The organism is Telmatocola sphagniphila (assembly GCF_018398935.1).
In the GTDB taxonomy this organism is placed as follows: domain Bacteria; phylum Planctomycetota; class Planctomycetia; order Gemmatales; family Gemmataceae; genus Telmatocola; species Telmatocola sphagniphila.
Map to the genome: position 1 here is coordinate 5,019,854 of NZ_CP074694.1, position 25,642 is coordinate 5,045,495.

Here is a 25,642-nt window from a genome sequence, read left to right on the forward strand (position 1 = left end):
CGCGAAATAAGAACTACGAACGACTTTTCTGCACCAGACGCACCAATAGCATGCCGGCCAGCGCCCCGATAGGTTCTATCAAAACATCACTTATCGTGGGGTAGTGACTTGGCAGATAATTCTGGCCCGCTTCGATTCCCACCGCCAAAGCGAGGCTGGGGATCAGAATCTTCAACCAGGGAAGCCCCGGACCCGGCTTGGTCAACAGAACCCCGATCGGCACGAACACCAGCATCTTCTGGAACATCTTGTAAAAAGCATCCAGATAGTCGTGCTCGTAGTAATCGACGAAGGGCATCCAGTTGAAGCCCTTGCGGTTCGACCGCAGCGCAACCGCATCCTCCAGGAAGTTGAAAGGTTGCCAGTTCATCACCATCAACCCGACCACCCATAATAATAGGAGCGGAATGCGCAGGCGAATCACGCCATCCGGTTTGGTCATCAGCTGGCTCATGCTCCAGCCGAATGCGACCGCCAGGGTTCCCGTGATGATGTCGGTTGCTTCAAACGCTCGGCTGAAGACCGTCAGTTGCAGGCATTCGATGAACGCGGCCAGCACAAAGCCCGCACCGATTACCTTCAGGGCCCCCAGAGAATTTTTATTTCGAGGCCAGTCCAACCCGGCCAGAATCAGCCCGGCCGGGAAGAAGTAGCCAATATTGAAGAAGGTCTTCTCGAGAAACTGTTCCTTCCAGAGCTTGCGAAGATGTTCGGGCGCAAACTCGGGAAAATGAAACGGAATGAAGCGAATGTTGCCGTCTTTCCACTTCACCTTCAGAAACCCGAAATCCACCAGATCGAACGGCGTCGTATGCAGGAGGATCAAGCCGATCAGATAAATCGGCACCAGCTTGCGCCAGACGTTGGCGGTTCCCTGTAACTGGTCAATCCGGCGGATCAAATCGGTGCTGGCCGTGCCGAAAAGTAGCCAGCTCAGGCAGCCGACGGCTCCCCCGAAAGTATTGGCCGCGATATCCTGAATGCTCGAAACGCGCTTCGGAATGAATAATTGCGTAAACTCGATACCGGCACTGAAGAGCATCAGAAACGGGATCAGGACTATGCAGACGATCGACTGCAGCCAGCGCGAGCGATCGACTCCCCAAAACCCGGCCCAGAGAAAGCCGACCGGGATGCACATCACAATGTTAATCAGCCAGTCCGAATTCAGCGTCGGTTGAATCGGCTGACTCAAAACCACCTGGAACTTTTCGATTGCATCCGGCAGCGACAGGGATCTGAATTCGAAGGGCACGAAGCAGCCGTACATCACCAACAGGGTGAAACCGATCGCCAGACAGAAATACGTTCGTCGATTGGGAAACTGCGCCCGGTAGTCGCGCTCGAGAGTAGGATTCATGATCCGCTCTCGACGATCGCAGTCTCCTGAATGAGTTTGTTCACCGTCGAAACGGGAAAAAATTTCCCCAAAGGTTCGAGGCAGCGGTTCCAATCGTGATTCCGTTCGGCGAATTGGCGGCCGCGCTGTCCCAGTTCTTCCCGCAGTTCTCGATCGTACAGCAGTTGAGCAATGGCCGAGTGCCATTGCTCGGGAGTCGAAGCCGTCAGAGCGGGTAACTCCGTCGAGATTCCGAAACCGTTCAAGGCCGAAGGACTGGCGACCACAGCTTTTCGCATCGCCAGCGCTTCCAGAACTTTGTTCTGCAAACCGCGGGCGATGCGTAACGGGGCCACCGCAATACTCGCCGCCGACAGATAAGGGCGAATATCGGGTACGGTCCCCAGAATCTCGACGCCGGGCATAGAACCGAGAGCTTTCACTTCCGGAGAAGGGTTGCGCCCAACGAGTTGGAGTATGGCTTGCGGAAATTTCTGGCGAACTCCCGGCCAGATATCCCGGCAGAACCAGAGCGCCCCATCGATATTCGGCTTATAGTCAAAAGCGCCGGTGAAGATTAGCGTCGGCTGCTTCGGTTCCACCGTTTCACCCGGCGAATAGTATTCGAGATCGACGCCGTTAGTCGCCGAGCAGATGGCCGCGCGGCAGGAACCGACCTGGCTGCGCAACAACTCCGCTTCGGCCTCACTCACCAGAGTCACGGACTGAGCCCACTGACAAATCTCCCGTTCCAATCGGGATACGGTGCGGGCTTCGCGGCGATACAACCATTTTTTCGGCACGACGGCCGAGTCGGCATAATCCTGCCACTTCCGGCTATCGACATCCACCAGATCGACGCACTTGATGGCCTTTTCCAAGCCTTCGAGTTGTAAATAGTGGGCCACGCTCGATGCCGAACAGACCACCACATCAAATCGCGTCGTGCCGACCCATTGCCGAAGAGTTTCGAGCAAAGAGGGCGATCGGAACATCCCTTCGGACAGACTGCGACCGGCCAGCGCCGAGTTCAAGGCTCGCAGTTTGCGAGAGAAGCCTTCCACAGGATTCCAGGTCACTCGCTCGGCAGTTTCCCGAAGCACTTTGAGTGTCTGTTCAGGTACCGGCTCATCGGCGAGAGAGGCCAGATAGACTTGGCCGTGCCGGGCCAGGTAGCGCAACACGTGCCAGTTCCGGATGCGATCCCCTTTGTCGGGGGGGTAGGGCATTCGGTGCGTGACGTAGAGAATATTCACGAATTCATACAGCCACGGAGGTGCCGAACTTCGAATCCGAGAGAGGGTAGTAGGCGGGTTCTTCCACGGAAGAAGTATCATTGGCATTGGCCGGTTCAACCGCAGCCTCGATCGGGACCACCACTTCCGCGATCGGTGGTGCAAAATCGGCAGGCAGCATCGCTTCGCGTTCGATGACTTCCGGCATGGGAAGTCGAAGCAGGAAGCGCACCAGACCACAGGGAAGACCCAGCGCCTGCAGCGGCGTGGCCACAATCAGCTGCAAATCCAGCCAGAGAGTCATGTGGCGCAGATAGTAGAGATCGTAAATGACCTTTTGCTGAACGCTATGCAGATCCACATCGGGCGGCAGATAGACCTGGGCCATGCCGGTCACCCCCGGCTTCACCAGCATCCGATAGCGATAATTCGTCACCGTCTGTTCGAGCACCGAGATAAATTCCGGTCGTTCCGGTCGCGGTCCGACGAAGCTCATTTCGGCTTGCAGGATATTCAAAAGTTGCGGCAGCTCATCCAGATGGGTGATGCGCAAAAACTTCCCGATCGGCGTTACTCGATTATCGTTGCGACTGGCCCACTTGGCCCCCGATTGCTTTTCACAGTTATGGGCCATCGAACGAAACTTGACGATGCGAAACGGCGCTGCCAGTCGGCCCAGGCGCGTCTGCGAATAGAAAGCCGGGCCACTGGAAGTCAGCTTCACCAGGATGGCGATGACCAGAACGATTGGAAACAGCAAAACCGTCAATAAAGAAGCCAGCAACAGATCGAAGGTCGGCTTAATTTTGAGATAGGCCGATTGTCGAACCAGACCAAGACTCTGAAGCAATTCGAGCCGCCGCAATTCTCCCGGAGGCAAGCTTGTAGCCGCGGCCAGCGGGTTGCGATAACCCAAACGGGACTGAGGCCTACTGCTCCCGATGATAGCCTGGCTGTCTTCGTTGAAACGGGGTTCCGAAGTCATGAAGCTGTCCGTCGAAATTCCAAATAACCACAGCCGGAGAGAGGCCAGCTCGTAATGATAAATCTTTAAAGGCGGCGGTTATTCTAAGGGGTCAATCTAGAGAATCAAGAAAACGATTTTACGGATTACGCAGACCAATTGGTTCAGAACGGGGTTTGAATTTTCGGTTCACAACCCAACCTGAGTCCATTAAATAAGTTTTTTAACTTACAAAACAAAATCGGCGCACCTCAGAAACAAACAAACGCACGATAATACAATTGAATTGTTATTTCTGGTATTTTCGGTCTGCCCGCCTACTTCGCCATGCTGACATATTGCGAATTTCCGTAGCCGTACAACTCTTCCCGGGTGCCGTTGACGATGGCCCCGGCGATCAGCACATCCAACTGAGCCAGGCGATGCTGGGCTGAATTCACTTTCTCGAGTTGGGTGTGATTCACGAACATGCTGAAAAGCACTGAATCGGCATGGCGAGCCATGAGCAATGTATCCGCCACCGGCAGAATGGGGCTGGAATCAATGAGGATGAAATCGAAATGATCTCGCAGCTCATTGATAATGTGCCCGAATCCGTCCATGGCCAGCTGTTGAATGGAAAGCCGTTCGGCCCGGCCGGCCGTCATAATGGTGAGGTTGGCAATCGGCGTGTCGATCAGAGCTTGTTCCGCATTCACCTCGCCGCGAAGGGCTTCGCAGACGCCCGGCGACACCGGCATCTTGAAGAACTCATGCAGCGTGGGCTTACGAAGATCGCCATCGACGAGCAGCGTCTTGCGTCCGGAACGGGCCAGACTTTGGGCGAGCGCCCGGGCTACCGTAGACTTCCCTTCCGAAGCGACCGCACTGGTGATCAGGACCACCTTCAATTGGCTTGCTCGAGCAGTGTGAAGCAGAATCGTCCGGGCACTATCGATCGATTCGGTGAGCAGGGTATGCCAGCGCAGATCGCTGGCGGTTGGTTTCTCGGGCAACCCATGTTCCAGCAACGCCTTGGAAGGGCATTTGGGTAAGGAACCGATTAGTCTCATTCCCACATCGAGGACGATTTCATCGATGCCGCCAAGCCGACGGGCTCGGAATTCCAGAAAAGCGAACAACAGCAGAGTGGCCCCGAATCCGAAGATCGCTCCCAGAGCCGAAATTTTTACCCGGCGTTCCCGGTCGTTGGGAATTTCCACGGTGGCCGGTTCGAGTTCCTCGATGCCCTGTTTGGCGGTGATTTCCAGCTTGGCCTGAGCTTCTTTACGCTTCAACGAAGCATATTCCTCCTGGGCTTGTTCCAGATCGATATCCTTACCGTCCAGAAGTACCCGGCCACTGACCTTGGATTTCAGGGAATCCCGGCGAAGCTTCAAGGTGGCGATATCGTTGGCGAGAACTTTCAATTCCGCTTGTTTGCTGGCTATCGAATCCCGGGCTTCCTTATCGAATTTATCCTTGGCTTGCTCCTCCAGATTCTTTCGCGCCTGCTTGCGGCACTCGTCGAGTTTCTTCTGATTCTCGGTCAGATCGCTTTCGATTTTGACAATCGTCGGGGAGCCGGGCTCGTATCGCTTCCGGTAGTCTTCCAGCATCTTGTTCAGTTCGCGATTTTTCCGCGTCAGTTCAATGAACTCGTCATCGGTGGTAAGAAAATTGTTGATGGTCGCCTCGGGAATCCGGAAGCGATCTTCCGAATTCAAACGGTTTTGCAATAATTCCAGGCTCGATTTGGTTTTGCTCTCTTCGCGTTCCAGATTATTCAGTTCGCTCATCAGGCTCAGATACTCACTCTGAAACTGCATCTGTTGCGCTTCGACGGTGGCCTTGGTTCCGGAATTGTCCTTCAGTTGATTTTCCAGAGCATCCCGAATCTTCTTGAGCCGCTTTTCGGATTCGGTAACTTGGGCGTGAATTTCCTGATAGCGCTCCTGGCGGGCGGCACTTGCTCGGCCGGTGACCTCCGACATGTAGGAATTTTCTACCGCGGTGACGAGCTTTCCAATCTCCCTATCCCGATCCCCTTCAAGCCGGATGCGGATGATTTCCGGACCGGATGGGAAATCCACTACTATTTCACGCTTCAGAAGCTTGATGGCGTTGTCGATCGACCCTCGTTCCTGGATCGTTTCCAGCTCGGCGATCCCCGGCATTTCCAGCGCTTTCTTGAGGACCAGCCGGCTCAGAATTAACTCTTTGTGGGTTCTTTGGTCGATCTGCGATTCCGGGGCACGGATGGTTTCAGACTGGTCGCTGGGAATCAGCCGGAGTTTGGTGTACGCGCTCGGCCTGGTCGGAGGCAGGAACACCCAGACAACCGCGGCCAGCAGGGCGCCCACAATCAGGCCGTAGAAGCTGGCCTTTTTCCAATTGCTTCGCAGCGAACGCAGCAGGGTTACTGCATTCAGCGGGCGAGGTGGCACGACGTGCATCGCGGGCTTGGCAATCGATTCCGGCAAGTCTCGCCAACCTTTTTCAACTCGGGCAGGAGCCGCCGTTTCCGGGGATTTCGGCAGGGGATCAGTCATCTCAACCTCAGGTCGCAAATTTTGCATGGGGTCTTCATTTTTTACGAATTTTGCGCGGACTCCGTCCCTCTGGGTGCAAAACACCTACATCGAGGGATGGACTATTCGTTCTGACTTTCGCGCCGCAGCACTCGAGTCCGTTAACGGGCGATGTCGATCATCCATTCGTCGATTTCGATGGATACGCCTTGTTGCAGCATGTCCACTTCGACGAAAAATCGTCCTTTAGTTCCCTGTCTCAGCCACTTGCCGCGCAAGCCCTCCAGGGGGCCCGCGACGATCTCCACCAGCTGTCCAGGCTGGAGTCGATTTTCCGGGCGCAGACTCTCGCCGTTCTGCAGGATTCGATAAACCTGGGTGAGGTCGGACCAGAGTCGGTTTTGATCGACGACTTTGAGACAGGAAGCGATTTGGTTGGTTTCCAGGGCAATCTGTCGGGCGTAAACATCGCCGTACAGAAATACATAGCCGGGGAAGAGCGGTGCGTAGGAGCAGCTTTTGCCCTGTCGGCTTGGGAGCGGTCGGGCATCCCAGGGTAAAAAAAAGCTCACATTACGGGAGAGCAGTTTGCGCGCAATCGATTTTTCTACCCGGGAGCGGGTATGCAGAACCCACCATTCGGCGGTGGGCAGTTCAGCGGGCTCCGAGAGCAGAGCATCCGGATAAATAAACGGTTCCCGTTGCAGAACCGGCATCGCGAGTCCTCTAGCGGCGCAAATTTCATGCCAGGCCAACCACTTCGGGTGGTTTTGGCTGACTGAATCTTAGAACAAGACGCCTGTTTTTGTCGGAGAATAATGATTCGGCCGGTTAATACACATTTACGCTCTAAACCGTGGAGGCGGATGATCAGGGCGCACATCGACTTGCGCGCTCTATCACCCCTGCTGTCCGTGCCGAATCCTTCGATATGGAGTGCGGATTTCCCGAGGTGTCAACTTACTGTTTAACCTCAAGGAAGCGGTAGTTATTTTAAATGGGCTCCCGGGGGTTACAACAGTAAATCCGCGCATGGGGAACAAAACCGATTCCCCCGAAAGACCGATTGTAGCGGTTACGCGAAATGGGCACAATTCTTCAAACGGCACGCGCACCGTTTGGTCGAACTCTGATTTTTTTTAATCCCAAATGATCGAGTTGCTGGGCATAACCGATTAGAGGCACAAGGGATCTGCTAGCGCGCGGATACTGGCTTTGGATCTATGAGAATTTCTCACAGATTTGAAACCCTAAGTGTCTATGCAGCGCAGAGATAGGAATTTGTCGGCACAATCCGTTTTTCGGAAACGATCCACATCCCTGGCTCGTCATTACTTAGGTAAACGGATTGACACTAACCCTAGAATCTTTTCACATGTTACTAGGTGGGGAAATGCTGAGCATTAAAAACTGTCGTGGATTACCCGAAGTGTTTATTCGGTAATTGGATGTGTCTGTCGTTAGAATTAGTCACAAAAATTTTTGCCCCGTTCGAAATCATAGGTTTTTGGTCGGCCAACCGGAGTAAGTATCGTGTCGAAATTCTCTAGTCGTCGTTCTTGGTTTTCTGCCAAGCTGCCCCTTTCGCTGCTGGGTTTCGGTTCTGAAAAATCCCCGCGCAAGCACCATAAGACCAAATTGGGGCTGGAATCACTCGAAGATCGAACGGTCCCGACGATCTCGCTGGTCAACGCTCCGAACTGGATCGAACAGGGAGGGTTGATCACCAATGCCTCCTCCAACACAACTAGTAGTACTCCCGGGCTCAATAACCAGGCAGTTGGCACCATCAACACGGTGGCCACCCCTTACGGCAATGCCAACATCATCTATGCCGGTGGTTCCAACGGCGGTGTCTGGCGGACGCTCAACGGCGGTCTGAGCTGGTCGCCACTCACCGACCAGATGCCCTCCAATTCGATCAGCAAGATCGTTATTAATCCCTTCAATACGAGCCAGGTTCTGGTCGGTCTGGGCGCCACCTCCTCCGGAGCGGCCAATGGCTACCCCACTATCAGTGGCGATCTGATCGGCCTGTATTACTCGACCAACGCTGATGCCGCCGACCCGACCCAGGTGAAATGGACGATTATTTCCGGAGCCACAGCGACCAATCCCAATGCTAACCTCTTCGTCGGCCAGACGATTACTGGCTTGGCCATTCGCAACAATTACATGCTGGTGTCTGATTCCCAAGGCCTCTATCGTTCGATCGATGGCGGCAAGACCTGGGCCTTGATCAGTGGCACGGGTGGTCTCCCCGCCATGGGCATCTTCGACCTGGCCGAAGTTCCTCCTCCCCGCGTTCCCCCGCTGGTTTTAACCGAACCGACTAAGCCGGATGACTTCTACGTTGTCGGTCAAGGTGGCCTGTTCCGCTCCACGAACGGGGGCGTGACCTGGACCAATATGAACGTAACATTCGCGGAGAACGACGGCACTGCCGTGACTCTGACGAATGCGATCAATGCAAAGATTTCCGTCCACTTCGACGTGTACGACTACGTCGTCTATGTGGGTGTGGTAACTCCGAACCAATTGAATCCAGCAAAAACTCCTGCCGCTTTACCGTTGGTTCAAGCGATTCCTGAGGGTACCCAGGAAGTCTGCCTCAGTTGGATCAACCTGTCGCTGGCCAATCCGGTCTGGACCGCGATGGATCAACCCCGGCAACTGACTCAGGCCCAAGGCCCAGTACCTTGGATGATCGGTTTTAACCTTGAAGGAATTGATCCTACGACGCTGGGCATGACCAGTGCCACGATCAATAATCAGTCAGGCATTCTAGTTAGTTGGGCGGAAGCCTTCAGCAATTATCACACTGGGGATCGCGTTCGAGTCACCAACATTCCCATTCAGTCCGTCAATCCGGACGTCGACGGTGCTAACGGCGACTGGCAGATTATCAAAGTCAATGCTTCCCAGATTTTACTCATAGGCGCAACCTTCAACGGGACCTACGGTGGCAACCAGCAGTTCCCTAATCCGCAGGCCCTAATTCAGCTTTGGGAAGATCCGACCTATGGCAGCACCGGAGCTACGAATTTCTCCATAGTTGCGGACAACTATAACTCGAACGTCGTTTACATCGGGGGCGATTTCACCGATACGAACTGGGCTAATACCACGGCAGGAGCCGCAGGAAATACCGGTGTCGTTCTCGAAGGCAATCGACTCGCCTTCCATTCGGCCGGTCGTTATAAGTACAGCTATTTACCTTATCAGGGAAGCCCACCTCCTTTTCAGGAAGCCCAATGGCAGGCTCTGACGAACGGTTTCACGCCGGCCTCGGAACCCGCAAATGGTATTCTGACGACGCCTTCGTTGGGTACGGCCCCGTTCAGCGGTAGCCGACAACTCATTATGGATGCGAATTACGGCTTGTTGGATGCTACCGAGGGTGGCCTCTACCAGCTGAAGAAATTCTCCTCCACGAATTTCCCCCTTTCGGCAGACTTCCCAACCGGCTCCTGGACTTCTTTGAATCAGGGTCTTAACGTCGGCGAAGTGAATGCCGTCGGCCTGGATGTGGCCAATAACATCATCGTGGCTGGTACGGCGACTCAGGGCTCTATCGTTCAAAGTGCCTCCGGAAGCCAGATCTGGAATACGATTGACAACAACCAAAACACGTCGACTCAACGAGGGAGCGGGTATTTCGTATACGTCGACAATACGGGTACGACTCAAACGATTCGTTACACCCTCGGTAACGAAGCTTTCAGTGCCCTGGGTGCCGGTGTAGATCAGCAAATTTTCAACACCAGTAACACGCAGGTTGGCACCACCCAGCAAAATATCTTCTCACAAACGAATTACAATCCGTTCGTAATCAACGCCGTCGATCCGACACGAGCCTTATTGGGTGGTACGACGACGAATTCAGTTACAGGACCTTACGGCTTAGTGGAAATTACTGGTGTGAGTTCGGCTAACCCGGTACTAACCGCGGTTACGCCTCCCAACATGTTTTCGCAACCCAGCCAGGTTCTGAGCATCGCCTACGGCGGCAAGGATCCCGATGGCACGCTCGAACCAAACGTCGCCTACATCGGCACCAGTTCGGGGCAGATCTACGTCCGGGCGCCGGGGCAGAATGAATTCTTCCCGAAATTCCCGCCTTCGTATCCCGTGAAGCTGGTCACCGGGATCGTCATGGATCCTAATAACTGGAAGATTGCCTATGCCGTCCGGGGCTCGGACGTCATCATGACTGTCGATGGCGGCAATACCTGGACGAATATTACCGACAACCTGATCAACTCGGTTTCCAACCCGATCGGCAACGGCATTCAGATCACCGATCAATTGAGTTGCATCGCTTTGTGGACCGATCCCAGTAACCCCACCAACCAGGAGCTGGTCGTCGGTGGCCGGGGCGGTTACTTCCGTTTGAATCTGGATCAGAATCTGAACACCGGCACCAGCTGGAGCCGCTACGGCGCCAACCTGCCCTACGTGATCGGTCAGTCTCTCCAGTTCTATGGCAACACATTGGTAGCCGGCACCTACGGTCGAGGCGTTTGGGAAATTCCCGATGTTTCCTCGACCATTCAGCAGGTTGTTACGGTGGTCGTCACCGATTCGGTCGGCGGCCGAAATATCTTAATTTCTCAGGATCCCACGCTTCCGAATAACGTCGATATCACGGTTTACGACAGCAGCGGCAACGTCGTCGAATCGGCCAGTTACGACCGCTCCACGTTCCAGAATTTGATCGTCAACGCCAAGGGAGCGGGCGATACTGTCACGGTTCGCAACTCGACCGGCTCGAATCCCAACACCGTGGACTTCGTCAACTTCCAGCTGACCATCAACGGCGACAACGATGCGGGAGCCAAACTGATCGTCGATGACTCCGGGAATACTGTCGGTAAGTCGTTAACGGTGACCTCGAACAACATCAGCGTCTACCCGGGGGATAAATACTTCGGCAACGGCGGTTACATTACCTACACCGGCTACGCAAATGGTACCGGCACCATCAACCTGGGTAATGGCGGAGACACCACAACGGTTAGCGGCTACACTTTCCACACATTGATCATGAACGATGGCAATGGCGGTAACAAACTGACCATTACCGGCACCAGCCCCAACGCAACTGATTCACTGACTTACACCAGCGGAACGGGCAATGATACTGTGCTCATCACTGCCGATACTTCGATCCTGAACATCAATACCGGCGGCGGCAACGATAACATTTCAGTCACGAGTGAAGCGGCAACCGGCACGATTAACATCTCGGCCGGCGATGGCAACGACACCGTCTACTTCGGAAATATTCTGGCCAACATCATGGGGGTCGTGAATGCCGACGGCGGCACGGGTAACAATACCATCGTGTTCGACGATTCGGGCTCGGCTTCCTCGACCGGAACGATCAATAATCTGATGATCACCGGCTTTGGCATGCCGAAAGGCATCTCTTACACCAACTTCACAAATATCACTGTGGATGGCAGTGCGACGGGCAACGATAACATTACCGTCAATAACACGGTGGCCAACGGCACGACCACGATCAACACCGGCTCGGGCAACGACAACATTACCGTCAACAATGCTTCCGGCATCACCAACATCTTCATGGGGACCGGTAACGATAACGCCACGGTCAACAACGCCACAGGCATTCTGTCGATCTACGGCGAAAGCCAGGGGCAGACTTCGGGCTCAGCCTCGAACTTCGTCAACTTTGCCCTGCGGGCCAGTGCGGCGGGCAGCACCGTGAACCTGATCAGCCCGTTCAGCAGCACGAACTTCAACGTGTCGTCGAACGCGACGATTCAGCAGGTGAACAACGGCGTTCTCAGCAAGATTCAGGGGAACACGAACATCACCGGCGGTACCGGCACCGATGTTCTGAATCTCAACGATTACAATTCTCCTTCAAGCACCGGCAACTTCTCGGCGACGCAGATGTCCGGTTTCGGCATGGGCAGCGGACTGCTGACCTACGGCGGTGTCGGCCTGGTTAACTTGAATCTGGCCAATGGTCCCGCTAGCGACAACGTCACGGTCAGCGGTACGATTCAAGGCACCACCAACATCAATACCAACGGCGGTAACGACACGCTGACCATCCAGAACGCCTCGGGCACGGTGAACGTGGCCGCGGGCGGCGGCAACGACAATATCACCATCAATAACTTCGACGGTCTGACCGCGACTGCGGGTGTCTTCGGCGTGATGACGGTGACTGGTGGTGGTGGCAACAACATCTTCTCCCTCCAGAAGAACTCCGCGAAGGTTGTCATCAACGGTGTCAGCGGCAACAACATCTTCAACATTTCCGGCTCGGCGACCCCTGCGGGCGTGGGTACGAGTGGTACGCTCGCAGGCATTCAAGGCGTCGTCCAACTCGATGGCGGTACCGGAACGAATATTCTGAACGCCAGCGACTACGGAGCCATCGCCAGCACGGGTACTATCAATACTTCCCTGATCACCGGTTTCGGCATGGCCGCCACCGGCATCAGTTACACTCGGTTCGCCACCGCCAACATCAACTCCTCCAACGGTCCGGGCAGCGATTTGATCCAGATCGCCAGCACGATCAGCGGTACGACGAACGTGTACACCAATGCGGGTACCGATACCGTCAACGTGGTGAAATTCAACGGTCCGCTGAACGTTTACGGCGGCGTCGGCAATCACACCTTTAACGTGGCTTCGGATGCCAGCACCAACCTTGGAACCGTTGCCAATGTTCAGTATCCACTGACCATCAACGGCGGCGGCGGTCAGAATACCCTGAATATCAGCAACTATGGGGCGGTCCCCAACGCACTCCCCGGTAATCTGACGGGTACCTTGAGCGCCAGCAGTCTGACCGGTTTCGGCATGGCCGCCACCGGCATCGTTTACAAGGGCATCACCACTCTGAATCTGCAGCTGAACAACACCGGCAACGTCAGTCTGAATGTTACCGGCACAGGTGCCTCCACTGCCACCAACGTTTATGGCAACGGCGGCACCGATGCCTACACGATTCAGGGGAGCAGCCTCACCGGGATCAACACGTTCATCGGTGGGGCGGGCAATGCGAATAGCTTCATCGTCAATGCCGGAACGGGCATCACCGGCAGCGCCGTCCAACTGATCGGCGGACCTTCCGGCAACATTGGCAATAACACGGTTGTGTTCAACGGCCGAACTTCGAGCGATGCCTTCAAGTTGAGCCTGGGTGTCAATAACAACCAGTTGAGCGGGTTGGGCGCCCCCGTCAACTTCAACAATATTGAAGATGTCTCCACCAACGGCAACGGTGGCTCCGACACCTTCACTCTCACCAATAGTCTGGGTATCGGTTTTGGAACTCTGGCTAACCCCAGTACGGGTGTCGTCTACCGTCCGACCGGAGCCAGCTCGGGCGACTTCCGCTTCAATATCGATCCGACGACGGGCCTCTCGGCCAACCTCGCTCAGACACCGACAATCCACTTCTCGAGCATTACCGGAAACGTCACTTACAGTGGCAATCCGACCAATGGAGCGAAGGATGTACTGGTCGTTCTAGGAACGAGTACGACCGGTCAGAGCTCAGGGTTGCCGTATAACGAAACTACCAGCGCCAACGGCAATGACACCTTCGTCATCACCGATTCCAGCCTGACATTGAATAACGTCGGAACGACCGCGAACCCCGGTCTGGGCGCGATGCATGGCATCACCTACACCTCGACGAACTTGGCCGAACTCTACGTCTTCACCGGTAATGAAACGGGGAACAAGGGCGATACCGTAACGGTAACTCCTTCTAAGAATTTGACCATGCTTATCGACGGTGGGCTGCCCTCCGGTGTCACACCGGGAGATACGCTGAACATCGTTACCAATGGCACGCACACGATTAACACCGTATCCGACCCGACGCTGGGTCCACCGCATTTCGTCCTGACACAGGGCGACGGCTCCTCGGTGGGTTATCTCAATTTTGAAACCGTCAATTCCGGTAGCACCGGTGGCGGTGGTGGCGGCGGCAGCGGTGGTGGCGGCGGCAGCGGTGGAACCACCTCGTCGATTATCGCAGTAGGCAGCGCCGGTGGTGTGACGGGTACGGTTCAGGTTTTCAATTCCAATGGAACCCTGCTCCGACAGTTCGTCCCTTATGCCGGATACATGGGCGCGGTACACGTGGCCGTAGGCGATGTCAATGGCGATGGCATTCCCGATATCATCACCTCGCCGGGCGCTGGTGTCGATCCGCACGTCGAAGTATTCGATGGTGTGACCGGAAACCTGATCTACAGCTTCGATGCCTTCGCACCGACCTTCGTGAGCGGTATCACCGTGGCCGTGGGTGATCTGAACGGCGATGGTTACGGCGACATTATCGTCGGAGCCGGGGCCGGCGGACCTCCGCACGTCATCGTCTTCAGCGGTAAGGACCTCACCGTTCTTCGCAGCTTCTACGCTTATGCCCAGGGATTCCTGGGTGGCGTGACCGTGGCGGCCGGAGATCTGATGGGCGATGGTAACATGGATATCATCACCGGCACTGGTCCGGGCAGCCCGCCGCACGTCGAAGCCTTCCGCTACAGCGACATGGCTTTGGTCCGCAGCTTCTATGCTTACGATCCCGCCTTCCTGGGTGGCGTGTCTGTGGCGGCCGGCGATCTCACGGGGAATGGCTATGCCGACCTCGTCGTGGGAGCAGGTGTGGGTGCTTCTTCTCACATCGAAGCATTTGACGGCCAGACGAACAACCTGGTCGCCAGCTTCCTGGTCAACAACAACGGCGTGTCTTCAGGCGTCGGTTCAATTCCTCGTCAGGCCGCGGCAGTGGTCGCCGTCGGGGATCTGGGAAGTACCGGCACCAATGCGATTCTGGTGGGCAGCGGCCCGGGTACTTACTCGACAATTCGCAGCTTCCGAATCACCCCGGCCTTCCAACAGGGCCAGAGCCTCCAAGCCTTCACACCGACGTTCGGCTTCGGGGTGTGGCTCGGTGCCAGCCAGGATTAATAACTGCCAACTTCGAATTAAGAACACCACCCGCGGGGCGATTTATCGCCCCGTTTTTGTTTTAAGCGAGGGAATCGCTTGACATTTTTAACGCTGTTAAGTATCATACCGATGTTAAATTTTTTGCTCGATGGTCTGCGAGCTTTTTTCGCGACTATTAATTTAACACCGTTACATGATTTTACAACGTTACGGACTCTCCCCCATGACCTCCACGAACACCAGCCAAGAGAGAAGAGAGAAACACAAGATCGAACTGCGCTCCAAAATCCTGGATGCTGCCCGGGAATTGATCGTAGACCAGGGGGTGGATCAATTTTCGATGCGAAAGCTGGCCGCAAAGATCGGTTACACGGCCACGGCGATCTATTTCCATTTCGCGGATAAAGAGACGTTGATTCAGGAACTGGTCGATCTCGATTTCATCAAGTTCCGCGAGCAGTTCGACGGCCTCGAACAGAAAGCCGACCCGATCGAGCGGATTCGCCTGATGGGTTTAGCCTTCGTTTCCTTCTTCTCGCGCAACCCCAGTCACTTTCGATTTTTGTTCATGACGCCGAATCTCAAAATGGTCCCTTCGGCGAAGGTCGTCACCCAAGGCAATCCGGCGGAAGACAACTATTGCCTTTTGAAATCGACGGTGGAAGAGGCGCTCGCTCAGAATCGGTTTCGCGAAGAGTTGCGGGACAGCGACGAAATCTGCCAGATCCTGATGGCGGTCGTGCATGGGGTGGTTTCGAATCACATTTCACATTTGCCGGGAAGCCCATCCGTGGATCGAATTTCGCCCGGTAGAACAAACGGCTCAGAGTGCCATCACCGCGGTAATTCGCGGCTTGCTGCGACAACCGGAGGAGATGAAATGAATCGATTGACCGCGATCGGCTTGGGACTGTTCATTTTTGCCGTCCCGGGCTGCAAAAAGGAAATCGAAGAAGCGCGCGAGATCATCCGACCGGTAAAAGTCACCCAGGTTCGCTACGGCCAGACCACCGACCGGGCCAGCTATACCGGCGTGGTGAAAGCCCGCTATGAAGCCGAACTGGCCTTCCGGGCTAGCGGCAAAATTTTGAGCCGGAAAGTGGAGCTGGGCCAGCGGGTCAAGGCCGGGCAGGTCATCGCCGAGTTGGACCCTCAAGATTACGTGCTCTCCATGAAGGCCTCCGAAGCTTCCCTGGCAATGGCCGAGGCCGATGCCAAGCAGGCCATCGCCGATGAAGTCCGCAACCGCGATCTGGTTCGAGGCAAGGCCATTTCGCCCGCTGATTACGATCGCTACCGAGCGGTCGCCGATGCCCAGATCAAGCGGGTGGAACAGGCGAAAAGTCAGCTCGATATTTCCCGCAACAAATTGATTTATACCACGCTGAAAGCGGACCACGATGGCGTCATCACCAATCTGATGTTCGAAGTGGGTAAAGTCGTTGCCGAGGGCACACCAATCGTCGTGGTGTCCCGGACCGATGAACTCGAAGCCGTGGTGGCCATCCCGGAAAATCGGGTGACGGTGGCTCAAACCGCCAAAGCCAGCGTGGAACTCTGGTCCGATAAGGATCGAAAATTTGCGGCCCGCCTGCGGGAGCTGTCGCCAAATGCGGACCCGATCACCCGCACCTATACCGCCCGATTCCATATCGAAAAACCGACCGAGGAAGTTCGCCTCGGCATGACGGCCACCGTGCATCTCGACTCTCTGGATGTCGGCCGCCAGCTGGTCACTTTGCCGCTGTCGGCCGTCTACGATTCCGGCAAAGGCCCCCGCGTCTGGGTCGTCGATCCGAAAACCGGCAAACTCACTTCCCGTGAAATTCGCGTGAAAGAATACCACCAGGACACCATTCTGATCGCTTCCGGGCTGCAGGTGGGAGATCACGTCGTGACCGGGGGCACGCAAAAATTGGATGAAGGCCTGACGGTGCGCGTCGTGCTCGACAAGCCGTAACGGATTGGCCCGCGCCCGGATAGACAGTAGGACCGAACGAGAAATTCCATGAAGGCTATGAATCTTTCCGAGTGGGCGGTGAAGCATCGGTCGCTGGTGCTTTACTTCATTCTCAGCAGTGCCGTCGCCGGATTGATGGCCTACCAGAGCATGGGTCGGGCGGAAGACCCGAGCTTCACGCTCAAGGTGATGGTGGTGAACGCCTACTGGCCCGGCGCGGATGCGGAGGAAATGCAACGGCAGGTGGCCGATAAGATTGAGAAAAAGCTTCAGGAAGTTCCTTACTTCGACAAAGTGATGACCTATTGCCGGCCGGGCGAGGCCTTCATGCAAGTGATTTTGAAAGATACGACTCCGCCGAAGAAAGTTGATCACTGCTGGTATCTGATCCGCAAGAAAATCGGAGACATTCGCGGCAATCTGCCTCAGGGTGTCGTCGGCCCGTTTTTCAACGACGAATACAGCGATGTCTATGGGAATGTGTACGCTTTGACCGCCGACGCAGGCTTCTCGCAGGCGGAACTGAAAAAGTACGCGGAAGAGATCCGCCAGCGACTTTTGCATGTCGAGCAGGTCGACAAAGTGACCATCGGCGGCGATCAGCAGGAGAAAGTCTTTGTGGAAGTTTCGCATCGGAAGCTCGCCACGCTGGGTATCTCTCCGAATCAGATATTCGATGCCTTGCAGAAACAGAATACCGTCGCCTCGGCCGGCAGTGTGGAGACCCAGAGCGAGCGCGTGCAAATCCGCGTGGAGGGTTCCTTCGGTGCGGTCGATCGTATACGCGAAATGCCCATCGAAGCTGGAGGGAAGCTGCTGCGGCTCGGCGACATCGCGGAAATTCGTCGTGGCTATGAAGATCCGCCGAGTTACATCATCCGTCACAACGGTCGACAGTCGATTCAACTCCAGGTATCGATGGCGGAAAACGGCAACATTCTCCGGCTGGGCGATAGTCTCCGCGAAGAAGTTCAAAACTGCCTGAACGATCTGCCGCACGGCGTCCATCTCGACCTGGTGAGCGATCAATCGAAGGTCGTTCACGAATCGATTGGCGAATTCACCAAATCTTTTGCCGAAGCCCTGGCGATTGTTCTCGTCGTCAGCTTCCTGACCTTAGGGCTGCGCACGGGTATCGTAGTGGCTCTCTCGGTGCCGCTGGTGCTGGCGATCTCCTTGACGATCATGAAAGCCACCGGCTGGAATCTGGATCGCATCACACTCGGCTCTTTGATCGTCGCACTCGGCTTACTGGTCGATGATGCCATCATCGCCGTGGAAATGATGCTGGTGAAGATGGAACAGGGCTGGGATCGCATGAAAGCGGCCTCCTTTGCCTGGACTTCAACGGCTTTTCCCATGCTGACCGGGACTTTGGTGACCGCCGCCGGTTTTCTGCCGGTCGGTTTTGCCCCTTCGAGCGCTGGGGAATACGCTGGGGGCTTTTTCTGGATTGTCGGTTTAGCTTTACTGGTCTCCTGGGTAGTGGCCGTGGTGTTCACGCCTTACCTGGGTTACATGCTGCTTCCCGATTTTTCGAAACGCAAGTCGCATAACGCCCACCACGACCTTTACAGCGGCCGGTTCTACCGTCTGCTGCGCTGGTTAATCGACAAGTGCGTGCGCTTCCGTTTTCTGGTGATTCTGGGCACCGGTGCTTTGTTTGTTGCGGGTGTGGCCGGGTTCACTCAGGTGGAGCAGCAATTTTTCCCCACTTCGGAACGGACTGAGGTCACCGTCGATCTTCGCCTGAAGGAAGGCTCTTCATTTGAAGCCACTTTGAATCTCGTGAAAATTCTGGAGGCGGAACTGCAGCCGGAGCTGGGTCAGAAAATTCTTTACTTCGATACCTATACGGGGGCCGGTTCGCCGCGCTTTCTGCTGACGCTTAATCCGGACTTACCCAATCCCAATTTCGCGAAAGTGGTAATTCAAACCCCCGATATCGCCGCTCGGGAGCTCATCCTAACCCGATTGCGGAAAATCTTCAACGAAGACGAACGGTTCAGTATCGCCTGGTGCCGCGCTCAACGATTGGAACTGGGGCCACCGGTCGGTTTCCCGGTTCAATTCCGCGTCGTCGGCGTCGATGCCAAAAAGGTGCGCGAGATCGCCTACGAAGTGCGGGAGCTGATGCGCGAAAACCCGAATGTGCGGGATCCGAATCTGGAATGGAACGAAATGACCAAGCGGGTGAATCTGAAAATCGATCAGGATCGACTGCGGGCCATGGGTTTATCGCCGTTTGATGTGAGTAGCGCGCTTCAAACGATGCTTTCGGGTTACGCGGTCACTCAATATCGGGAGGGTATCGAACTCATCGATGTCGTCGTGCGGGCCGTTCCTACGGAGCGTTTGAATCTCGACGGCTTGAAAGATATTAATCTGACCAATCGACAGGGCTCACCCGTTCCTTTGTCGCAAATCGCCACGCTGGAGTACAGCCACGAGGAGCCTATTCTCTGGCGGCGCAATCGCGATATGAACATAACGGTGCGCGGCGATGTGCTCGATGGTTTGCAGGCGCCGGATGTGACCATGCAGGTCTGGCCGGAAATTCAAAAACGCATCATCCCCAAATTGCCGCCCGGCTACCGGATCGAAATCGGGGGTTCGGTCGAGGAATCGGCCAAGGCCAATGATGCTTTGATTTCCATTTTTCCCGCGATGCTGCTGGCCATGCTGACGCTGCTAATGATTCAGCTGCAAAGCTTCCAACGGGTGATGCTGGTCTTCATGACTGCCCCGCTGGGTATCATCGGTGTGGCGATTTTTCTCCTGGCGTTCCATCAACCATTCGGGTTCGTGGCTACCTTGGGAGTGATCGCCCTGGCCGGAATGATCATGCGAAATTCGATTATTCTCGTCGATCAGATCGATCAGGATATCGAGCACGGCATCGAACCCTGGGAAGCGATTGTCGGCTCGACCGTTCGCCGCGCCCGGCCAGTCGTACTGACTGCGCTGGCGGCTATCCTGTCGATGATCCCGTTATCGCGGAACGCATTCTGGGGACCGATGGCGATTGCCATCATGGGGGGGTTATTGATCGCCACTGTGCTGACACTGGTATTTCTGCCAGCGCTCTACGCCGCCTGGTTCCGGGTGAAGCGAGTGAAGAAAAACTCGCCGTCACAAAATAAACATCCGGAAACTGTCGACTTGGCAGTCGAAACCGTTCGCGAGGTTGTCTTTTCGAAAGCACCGCTTGCCAGTACTTGATCCGTCGAGGAATGGAATCATTTCATTTGGAAAGCGAGTTTCGTATCCTTGGCTGAGTAGGCTCCCCTGAGATTTCGAAACTCGACTTCCTATAATTCTCTCCATGGAAAACATCATCAAAGGAAAGGTGTTCGTCCTGGGGGACAACATCGATACCGACCAGATCATCCCTGCCGAGTATCTCACTTACAATCCGGCGATTCCGGCGGAGTACAAAATGTTCGGCAAGTTCGCTCTCTGTGGCGTGCCGCCGGCGCAGGCCGGACTGCCCAAGGGGCATATTCCCTTCCACGATGCCACGGATGAATTCATTTCGCCGTACAGGATCATCATCGGCGGAAAGAACTTCGGTTGCGGCTCCTCGCGCGAGCATGCACCGATCGCCCTGGCCGCCGCGGGTATCCAGGCCGTCGTAGCGGAATTTTACGCTCGCATCTTCTATCGCAACTCGATCAACGGCGGCTATCTGCTCCCCATCGAGTCGAAAAAGCGTCTCGTCGATGAAATCTGCACGGGCGACGAGGTCACCATTGATATCGGTGCGGGCTTACTGACGAACCACACCACCGGCGACAAATGGGAACTGGCCCCGCTGGGCGAAGTAGTGCCGATCATTGAGTCCGGTGGCATTTTCAATTACGCCAAGAAGGTGGGCATGTTGAAGTAATTTCCATTCCTTTAGCGACGCATCGTAGGCTTTGCGAAGATGCGTTACTTCTGAAAAACGCATCCAACGATGCGTCGCTAAAATTTCGGAATGTTGACATAAGGTATTTTCGCCCATGCTGACCTTTCTGTTCTGGAATCTAAAAGGGAACGATCTGCGTACTTGGAGCAGTCGCAAAAACACTCTGATCCAGCATTTGGATACTCTTGCTGATCATCACGGAATAGATTATCTACTCTTAGCGGAGCCGGGATTTACGATTTCGGATCTCAGTCAGTCTCTGAATCGAAATTTTGAAATTCTGCCTTCGAATAACCATCGATTTCAAATTCTTAGGAGATCGAGCTCTCCCAAAATTCAAAAACTTTTCGATAGCTTAGACAATCGTCTGAGTATTTGGAAACTGCATTTCGGAGCAAAATCATTTTTGCTGGCACTAGTACACTTGAAAGATCAAGGGAATCACCAAATTCATTCGTTGAATCATGCTACAGGTAAAATTCGACACGAGCTTAAGCGCCAAGAAGATCTAAGCAAGCTATTTCGTACCGTTGTGGTCGGTGACTTCAATCTTAATCCCTACGATGACGGTCTGTTGGCAGCGAATTCATTTCATGGTATGATGACTGCAGAACTAGCAAGCGTTGGAACACGAGTAATCTCTGGCGAATCTCATCGACTGTTCTACAACCCTATGTGGAGTTTTTTCGGAGACCGTAACCCAGGTCCACCAGGAACCTATTTCCATTCTACGACTGATGAAATCAACGCTTGTTGGCATATGTTCGATCAGGTTCTGGTGAGCACGGAAATGGTAGATGAACTCCAAGAAGTGAGAATTTTGGATTCTGATGGCCGCCAGACTTTGACTACCAAACGAGGAAGACCACGTTCCGATACGGTTTCCGATCACTTGCCAATTTTGTTTTGCTTGAAGTTGGATTAAGGAGAGAACGATGTCCAGCCCGATACTAAATTTGCTTCCGGATTTTAATCTGAAGGCTCGCAATCCACTGTCAATTTTGGATGAGTTCGCCCAAGCGATTGCCGAAAAAACAGAAGGTAAAATCCAGGCTAAAATTTACGTGAACGAAGAAGCCGGCCGGGTAAGCGTCGATTTTGATATAACCGCGAATCATCCTGATCATCCTCGGATTCGATTATTTAGTCTTTCCTACGACATCGATTGTTTTTATCCCATACGATTTGATAGCACGGAATATCAAGACGAATTTGGAGTTGTTTATGTGAAAAAATGCAAATCGGAAGCATCATTCACAGAGGCCATAATCGAAATAATTAATGATGAAGATACCCTATCAAAACTCGAATCACTCATCGCTAGCACCGATTTTTCTTCTAGCAGGCTAAGTTCCGCAGTCGTTTTTGAAACCAAAAATAAGCAAGTAACGGGAAACTCCTCAAATTGATCGATGATCACCGGCTCAGGTATCGAGCGACCGTTCAATGAACGGTATTATCGTCTGAAATTGGTCCCCAATATTTATCTGCATAAAACATCCCTATGCAGCCAATCAAAACTCTCCCCCTCCTGAGCCCGCGAAATCCCGATGCCCATAAAGGGAGCTACGGCACTGTACTGGTTATCGCTGGCAGCCGCGGCATGACCGGCGCCGCCATACTCAGTGGCACGGCCGCGTTGCGCTCCGGTGCCGGGCTCGTTCAGGTCGCTTGTCCCAAGTCTGCCCAGGCCATCATCGCGGCGGGCTATCCCTGCTACACGACCATTCCGCTCGAAGAGGATCCTGAAGGACGAATCAACGAATCCAATCCTTCGGGTCTGGTGCAGCGTATCGATCACGCCTCGGTCGTGGCCATCGGTCCGGGGTTGGGTCGCAGTAATTCTCTGGACATTCTGATACGTGGGCTGGTTTTCCATCGCTCCAAACCGATGGTCGTGGACGCCGATGCGTTGAACGCTCTGGTCGGCTGCGAACCGGCCCGACTGCGGGGCAATGTCCCGCTCGTACTAACCCCTCACCCAGGCGAATTTTCCCGACTGTGCGGCCAATCCATCGAGACGGTGCAAAAGTTGCGAGAAGACTTGGCTGTCGATTTCGCTCAGGCGACCGGGGGCATCGTTGTATTGAAAGGGCACCGGACCATCATTACCGATGGCACCCGGCTAGCGATCAATGAAACTGGCAACCCCGGCATGGCTACCGGCGGTACCGGCGATGTCCTGACCGGGGTCATTTCGGCTTTGATTGCTCAGGGACTTTCCGCGTTCGAGGCGGCTCAACTCGGAGCCCACGTTCACGGCTTGGCCGGAGACCTGGCCGCAAAAGAACTCGGTATGGTCTCACTGACCGCACTCGATGTAGTAGAATGGCTTCCCAAGGCGTTTTTGGGTTTAGCCAATCAACGAAAGTAGGATGCCAGCATGCGATTGCTTTGCCCTTTGTGTCAAAAAGTCATTTCGATTCCTGATAACGAAGCCGGTAAGGCAGTGAATTGTCCCGAGTGTAAGAAGGTCTTTCAAGCACCTTCACTCTTCGTGCCCGAGGTGAGCGCTGAGCCCGTTCTGGCTTCCCCCCCGACCCGACCCAAATCCGGCGAGAAATTCGAATTCGAAAAAACCGATCTGGGCCTTTCCCGTGATGGCCTCGCCTCGCCTAATCGAGCCGCTAGCAGTCCTGCGGCCGATTTCGGAAGTTTCCGGGGTTTCAGTATTACCCGGCAGGAATGTCAGTGGGTCATCCGAGTTTGTCTCACCCTGGCAGTGCTGCTGGGCTTTTTCACCTGGGTGAAATCGGCACCGGCAGGTTATACCGCTTACTCGCAAAGCGGTTGGGACGCCTTTTTCGCAGGTCTTTCCGTCGATCGGGTGGCGGAGGAAGCTCTGCACAACGAAGAAGCTCTGCGGGCCAAGTTGCATACCGCCTGGTGGCTCATGCCCTATGCTCTGGCACTGCTGCTGGCCGTGATACTCTCCTGGGCCGATCTGATTCTGAAGGAATTCAACCTGCGCGTTCCCCCCTTTGTGAAAACGCTTCTGGATCAGCGGGAACTGGTCCTGCTGCTAGCCACCTCGCTCGCGCTGGTGTTTCTCTGCCTTCAAAATGTTTTGGGGTGGGGATTGGAAAGTGCCGCGCGAACGATTGCCTGGGAAGCCAATACCACGGCTCAGGCAGCCGCGACTACACCGGAAAAAGCGACTTTGGCCAAGATCCTAATGGGCAAGGAATTGGGATCGTACAACATTCAATCTACTCTCTGGTTCGAAATCAATCTCTTCTGCATACTCCTGGCAATTGTCAGTTCCGGCTTTCTCTACTGGCTCAAATGGCATACTGATCGCCGGGGCTTTAAGCTTGGCGTCGTTCTCGACAAATAAAAAGAGCCCTGATTCGGAGAGGCTTTCTCTCCGAATCAGGGCTCGAGTTTGTTAGACCTTCCTCAGATTATTACGGGGCCACGCCAGAGATCGAGGAGTTCAAATCGGTCTGCTTGATGATCGTACCCGCGAAGTTCAGGCGGAAGATACCGCTGAAGTATCGGGCCAGGGCCTCTCCCGAGGTTTCCTGCATCACGATCAAGTCACCCGGTTGCACCATAATGCGTTCTCGGGGATCTTTCATAGCCAGGTTCAAGTCGACCCGAATATTCAGCTGCTGATTGTTCGGCAGTTTGCGGATCACGCTCACAAGACTGGGAGAGGGGTTACCCAAGCCCTGGTTCACCGATTGAGCGACGAAAGCATTTTGCGTGTAACCGCCGTTCACCAAAGGTCCGCGAACCTGAGCAATGGCCTGCACGATATCCAAATCGTAATCTCGCGGTAATTGATACTGGCCTGCCCCAATCAAACCGGCGGTGTAGAATACTTCGGCATCTCGAGCTTCCAGATAGATGGCATCACCATTTTCCAGAATGATATCTTCCGTCTTGATCTTGGGGCTGTCGCCCGGCCGAACCTTCAGAGGAATTCGTTGAACCAGAGGACTGCCGTCTTTCAAAGTCTTGTTCTTGCGATAGATGATGACTTCGTTCTTCACTTCAGTACCCGGCAGCCCCCCCGTTTTCGAAAGAGCCGTGAGAACGTCGTTCTGGTAGGCGGGCAGTTTCAAATCATAGGAACTACCCCGTTTGGAGGTTCCCAGAACGGAGCCATATTGTCCAAACAGTGTTTGGGACACTGCCCCGGTGGCGCCGCCGTCTTCCCGGAAGACAGTCACCTTCACTTCGCGCGGCTGAATGAGCGTTACGAAAACTCGCTCAAATCCGGCCTTCAAAATTTCCTTATCCGTATAAAGCTTCTTGATCTTCAATTGAGCTTCCGGTACCGACAGTCCCTTCACATCGATCGGATCGACGTAGGGCAGTGTGACCGTTCCATCTTCCGATACTACGAAAGGATAGCCGATCGCCGGCGCGACACCCGGCACATCCGAAATTCGAACGGGCGGCAGCTGATTCCGCTCCCCAATCACGTTCTCGATAAAGATGCCGAGGATGTCCCCCCCGTCAATAATGTGCTTCTCGGGCTGCTTCTGCCGCAGCAGAGTCAGATCGATGGGAATCAGGTTGGCTCGAGATTCGGTTTCCAGAATTTCGGGCGGCAGCCTTCGAACGGGAATGCCATCGGCAACCGGATTGGTGATGGCCGCGCAACCGCTGCCCAGACTGGCCATGAAACCGGCAAAAAGAAGAATTGCCAAGCGAGCCGGCCGGCGCTTCGGTTTGATGGTGTTATCGTCGATCATCTTGAAACCATCCTTAGCAAATTCTGTAAAGCTAACGCCCATCCTGGGGACTTACACATATCC

The 25,642-nt window shown here is 54.7% G+C and carries 14 protein-coding genes; 8 read left to right on the forward strand and 6 right to left on the reverse strand.

Annotation, left to right across the window (positions count from 1 at the left end; genetic code table 11):
• Positions 1–13: 13 nt before the first annotated feature.
• The 5 genes from KIH39_RS20205 to nusG form a co-directional block, all read right to left on the reverse strand.
• Positions 14–1,360 (reverse strand): VanZ family protein, encoded by a 1,347-nt coding sequence (locus KIH39_RS20205; protein ID WP_213495029.1) that lies wholly within the window; start codon positions 1,358–1,360, stop codon positions 14–16.
• Positions 1,357–2,595, reverse strand: coding sequence for a TIGR03087 family PEP-CTERM/XrtA system glycosyltransferase (locus tag KIH39_RS20210; protein WP_213495030.1), 1,239 nt, complete (start codon positions 2,593–2,595; stop codon positions 1,357–1,359). Before KIH39_RS20210 ends, KIH39_RS20205 begins: the two co-directional genes overlap by 4 nt.
• A gap of 4 nt (positions 2,596–2,599) precedes the next feature.
• Positions 2,600–3,559 carry a sugar transferase gene (locus KIH39_RS20215; protein WP_213495031.1) on the reverse strand — a complete coding sequence of 320 codons (960 nt, stop codon included), beginning with the start codon at positions 3,557–3,559 and terminating at the stop codon, positions 2,600–2,602.
• A 296-nt stretch (positions 3,560–3,855) separates the two neighbouring features.
• Entirely contained in the window at positions 3,856–6,069 is a 2,214-nt protein-coding gene (locus KIH39_RS20220; protein WP_213495032.1) for a polysaccharide biosynthesis tyrosine autokinase, read from the reverse strand.
• 140 nt (positions 6,070–6,209) lie between these two features.
• A complete protein-coding gene (gene nusG, locus KIH39_RS20225) occupies positions 6,210–6,764 on the reverse strand; it encodes a transcription termination/antitermination protein NusG (protein WP_213495033.1) in 555 nt (184 codons plus the stop codon).
• Positions 6,765–7,581: 817 nt separating this feature from the next.
• On the opposite strand from nusG, the gene KIH39_RS20230 reads away from it, so the two are divergent.
• From KIH39_RS20230 to KIH39_RS20265, 8 genes are all read left to right on the forward strand, one after another.
• Complete coding sequence (locus KIH39_RS20230) at positions 7,582–15,021, forward strand: FG-GAP repeat protein (RefSeq protein WP_213495034.1); 7,440 nt, start codon at positions 7,582–7,584, stop codon at positions 15,019–15,021.
• 205 nt (positions 15,022–15,226) lie between these two features.
• Entirely contained in the window at positions 15,227–16,963 is a 1,737-nt protein-coding gene (locus tag KIH39_RS20235) for an efflux RND transporter periplasmic adaptor subunit (RefSeq protein ID WP_213495035.1), read from the forward strand.
• Between the two features lie 48 nt (positions 16,964–17,011).
• Complete coding sequence (locus KIH39_RS20240; RefSeq protein WP_213495036.1) at positions 17,012–20,185, forward strand: efflux RND transporter permease subunit; 3,174 nt, start codon at positions 17,012–17,014, stop codon at positions 20,183–20,185.
• A gap of 103 nt (positions 20,186–20,288) precedes the next feature.
• On the forward strand, positions 20,289–20,852 hold the full coding sequence (locus tag KIH39_RS20245; protein ID WP_213495037.1) for a LeuD/DmdB family oxidoreductase small subunit: 564 nt from the start codon (positions 20,289–20,291) through the stop codon (positions 20,850–20,852).
• Between the two features lie 115 nt (positions 20,853–20,967).
• The gene (locus KIH39_RS20250; protein WP_213495038.1) at positions 20,968–21,798 is read left to right on the forward strand and encodes a hypothetical protein; all 831 of its coding nucleotides are present in this window, start codon (positions 20,968–20,970) and stop codon (positions 21,796–21,798) included.
• A 10-nt stretch (positions 21,799–21,808) separates the two neighbouring features.
• On the forward strand, positions 21,809–22,282 hold the full coding sequence (locus KIH39_RS20255; protein ID WP_213495039.1) for a hypothetical protein: 474 nt from the start codon (positions 21,809–21,811) through the stop codon (positions 22,280–22,282).
• A gap of 95 nt (positions 22,283–22,377) precedes the next feature.
• The gene (locus KIH39_RS20260) at positions 22,378–23,247 is read left to right on the forward strand and encodes an NAD(P)H-hydrate dehydratase (protein WP_213495040.1); all 870 of its coding nucleotides are present in this window, start codon (positions 22,378–22,380) and stop codon (positions 23,245–23,247) included.
• A gap of 9 nt (positions 23,248–23,256) precedes the next feature.
• A complete protein-coding gene (locus tag KIH39_RS20265; protein ID WP_213495041.1) occupies positions 23,257–24,210 on the forward strand; it encodes a hypothetical protein in 954 nt (317 codons plus the stop codon).
• A 70-nt stretch (positions 24,211–24,280) separates the two neighbouring features.
• Here KIH39_RS20265 and KIH39_RS20270 read toward each other — a convergent pair whose 3' ends face one another.
• Positions 24,281–25,579 (reverse strand): polysaccharide biosynthesis/export family protein, encoded by a 1,299-nt coding sequence (locus tag KIH39_RS20270; protein WP_213495042.1) that lies wholly within the window; start codon positions 25,577–25,579, stop codon positions 24,281–24,283.
• Positions 25,580–25,642 lie beyond the last annotated feature (63 nt).

What these genes read in the sequence shown, in the direction of transcription:
- KIH39_RS20215 (WP_213495031.1), bottom strand. Translation starts at nt 3,559, where the DNA reads ATGACTTCGGAACCCCGTTTCAACGAAGACAGCCAGGCTATCATCGGG.
- KIH39_RS20255 (WP_213495039.1), top strand. Translation starts at nt 21,809, where the DNA reads ATGTCCAGCCCGATACTAAATTTGCTTCCGGATTTTAATCTGAAGGCT.
- KIH39_RS20265 (WP_213495041.1), top strand. Translation starts at nt 23,257, where the DNA reads ATGCGATTGCTTTGCCCTTTGTGTCAAAAAGTCATTTCGATTCCTGAT.
- KIH39_RS20205 (WP_213495029.1), bottom strand. Translation starts at nt 1,360, where the DNA reads ATGAATCCTACTCTCGAGCGCGACTACCGGGCGCAGTTTCCCAATCGA.
- KIH39_RS20235 (WP_213495035.1), top strand. Translation starts at nt 15,227, where the DNA reads ATGACCTCCACGAACACCAGCCAAGAGAGAAGAGAGAAACACAAGATC.
- KIH39_RS20260 (WP_213495040.1), top strand. Translation starts at nt 22,378, where the DNA reads ATGCAGCCAATCAAAACTCTCCCCCTCCTGAGCCCGCGAAATCCCGAT.
- nusG (WP_213495033.1), bottom strand. Translation starts at nt 6,764, where the DNA reads ATGCCGGTTCTGCAACGGGAACCGTTTATTTATCCGGATGCTCTGCTC.
- KIH39_RS20240 (WP_213495036.1), top strand. Translation starts at nt 17,012, where the DNA reads ATGAAGGCTATGAATCTTTCCGAGTGGGCGGTGAAGCATCGGTCGCTG.
- KIH39_RS20250 (WP_213495038.1), top strand. Translation starts at nt 20,968, where the DNA reads ATGCTGACCTTTCTGTTCTGGAATCTAAAAGGGAACGATCTGCGTACT.
- KIH39_RS20270 (WP_213495042.1), bottom strand. Translation starts at nt 25,579, where the DNA reads ATGATCGACGATAACACCATCAAACCGAAGCGCCGGCCGGCTCGCTTG.
- KIH39_RS20220 (WP_213495032.1), bottom strand. Translation starts at nt 6,069, where the DNA reads ATGACTGATCCCCTGCCGAAATCCCCGGAAACGGCGGCTCCTGCCCGA.
- KIH39_RS20245 (WP_213495037.1), top strand. Translation starts at nt 20,289, where the DNA reads ATGGAAAACATCATCAAAGGAAAGGTGTTCGTCCTGGGGGACAACATC.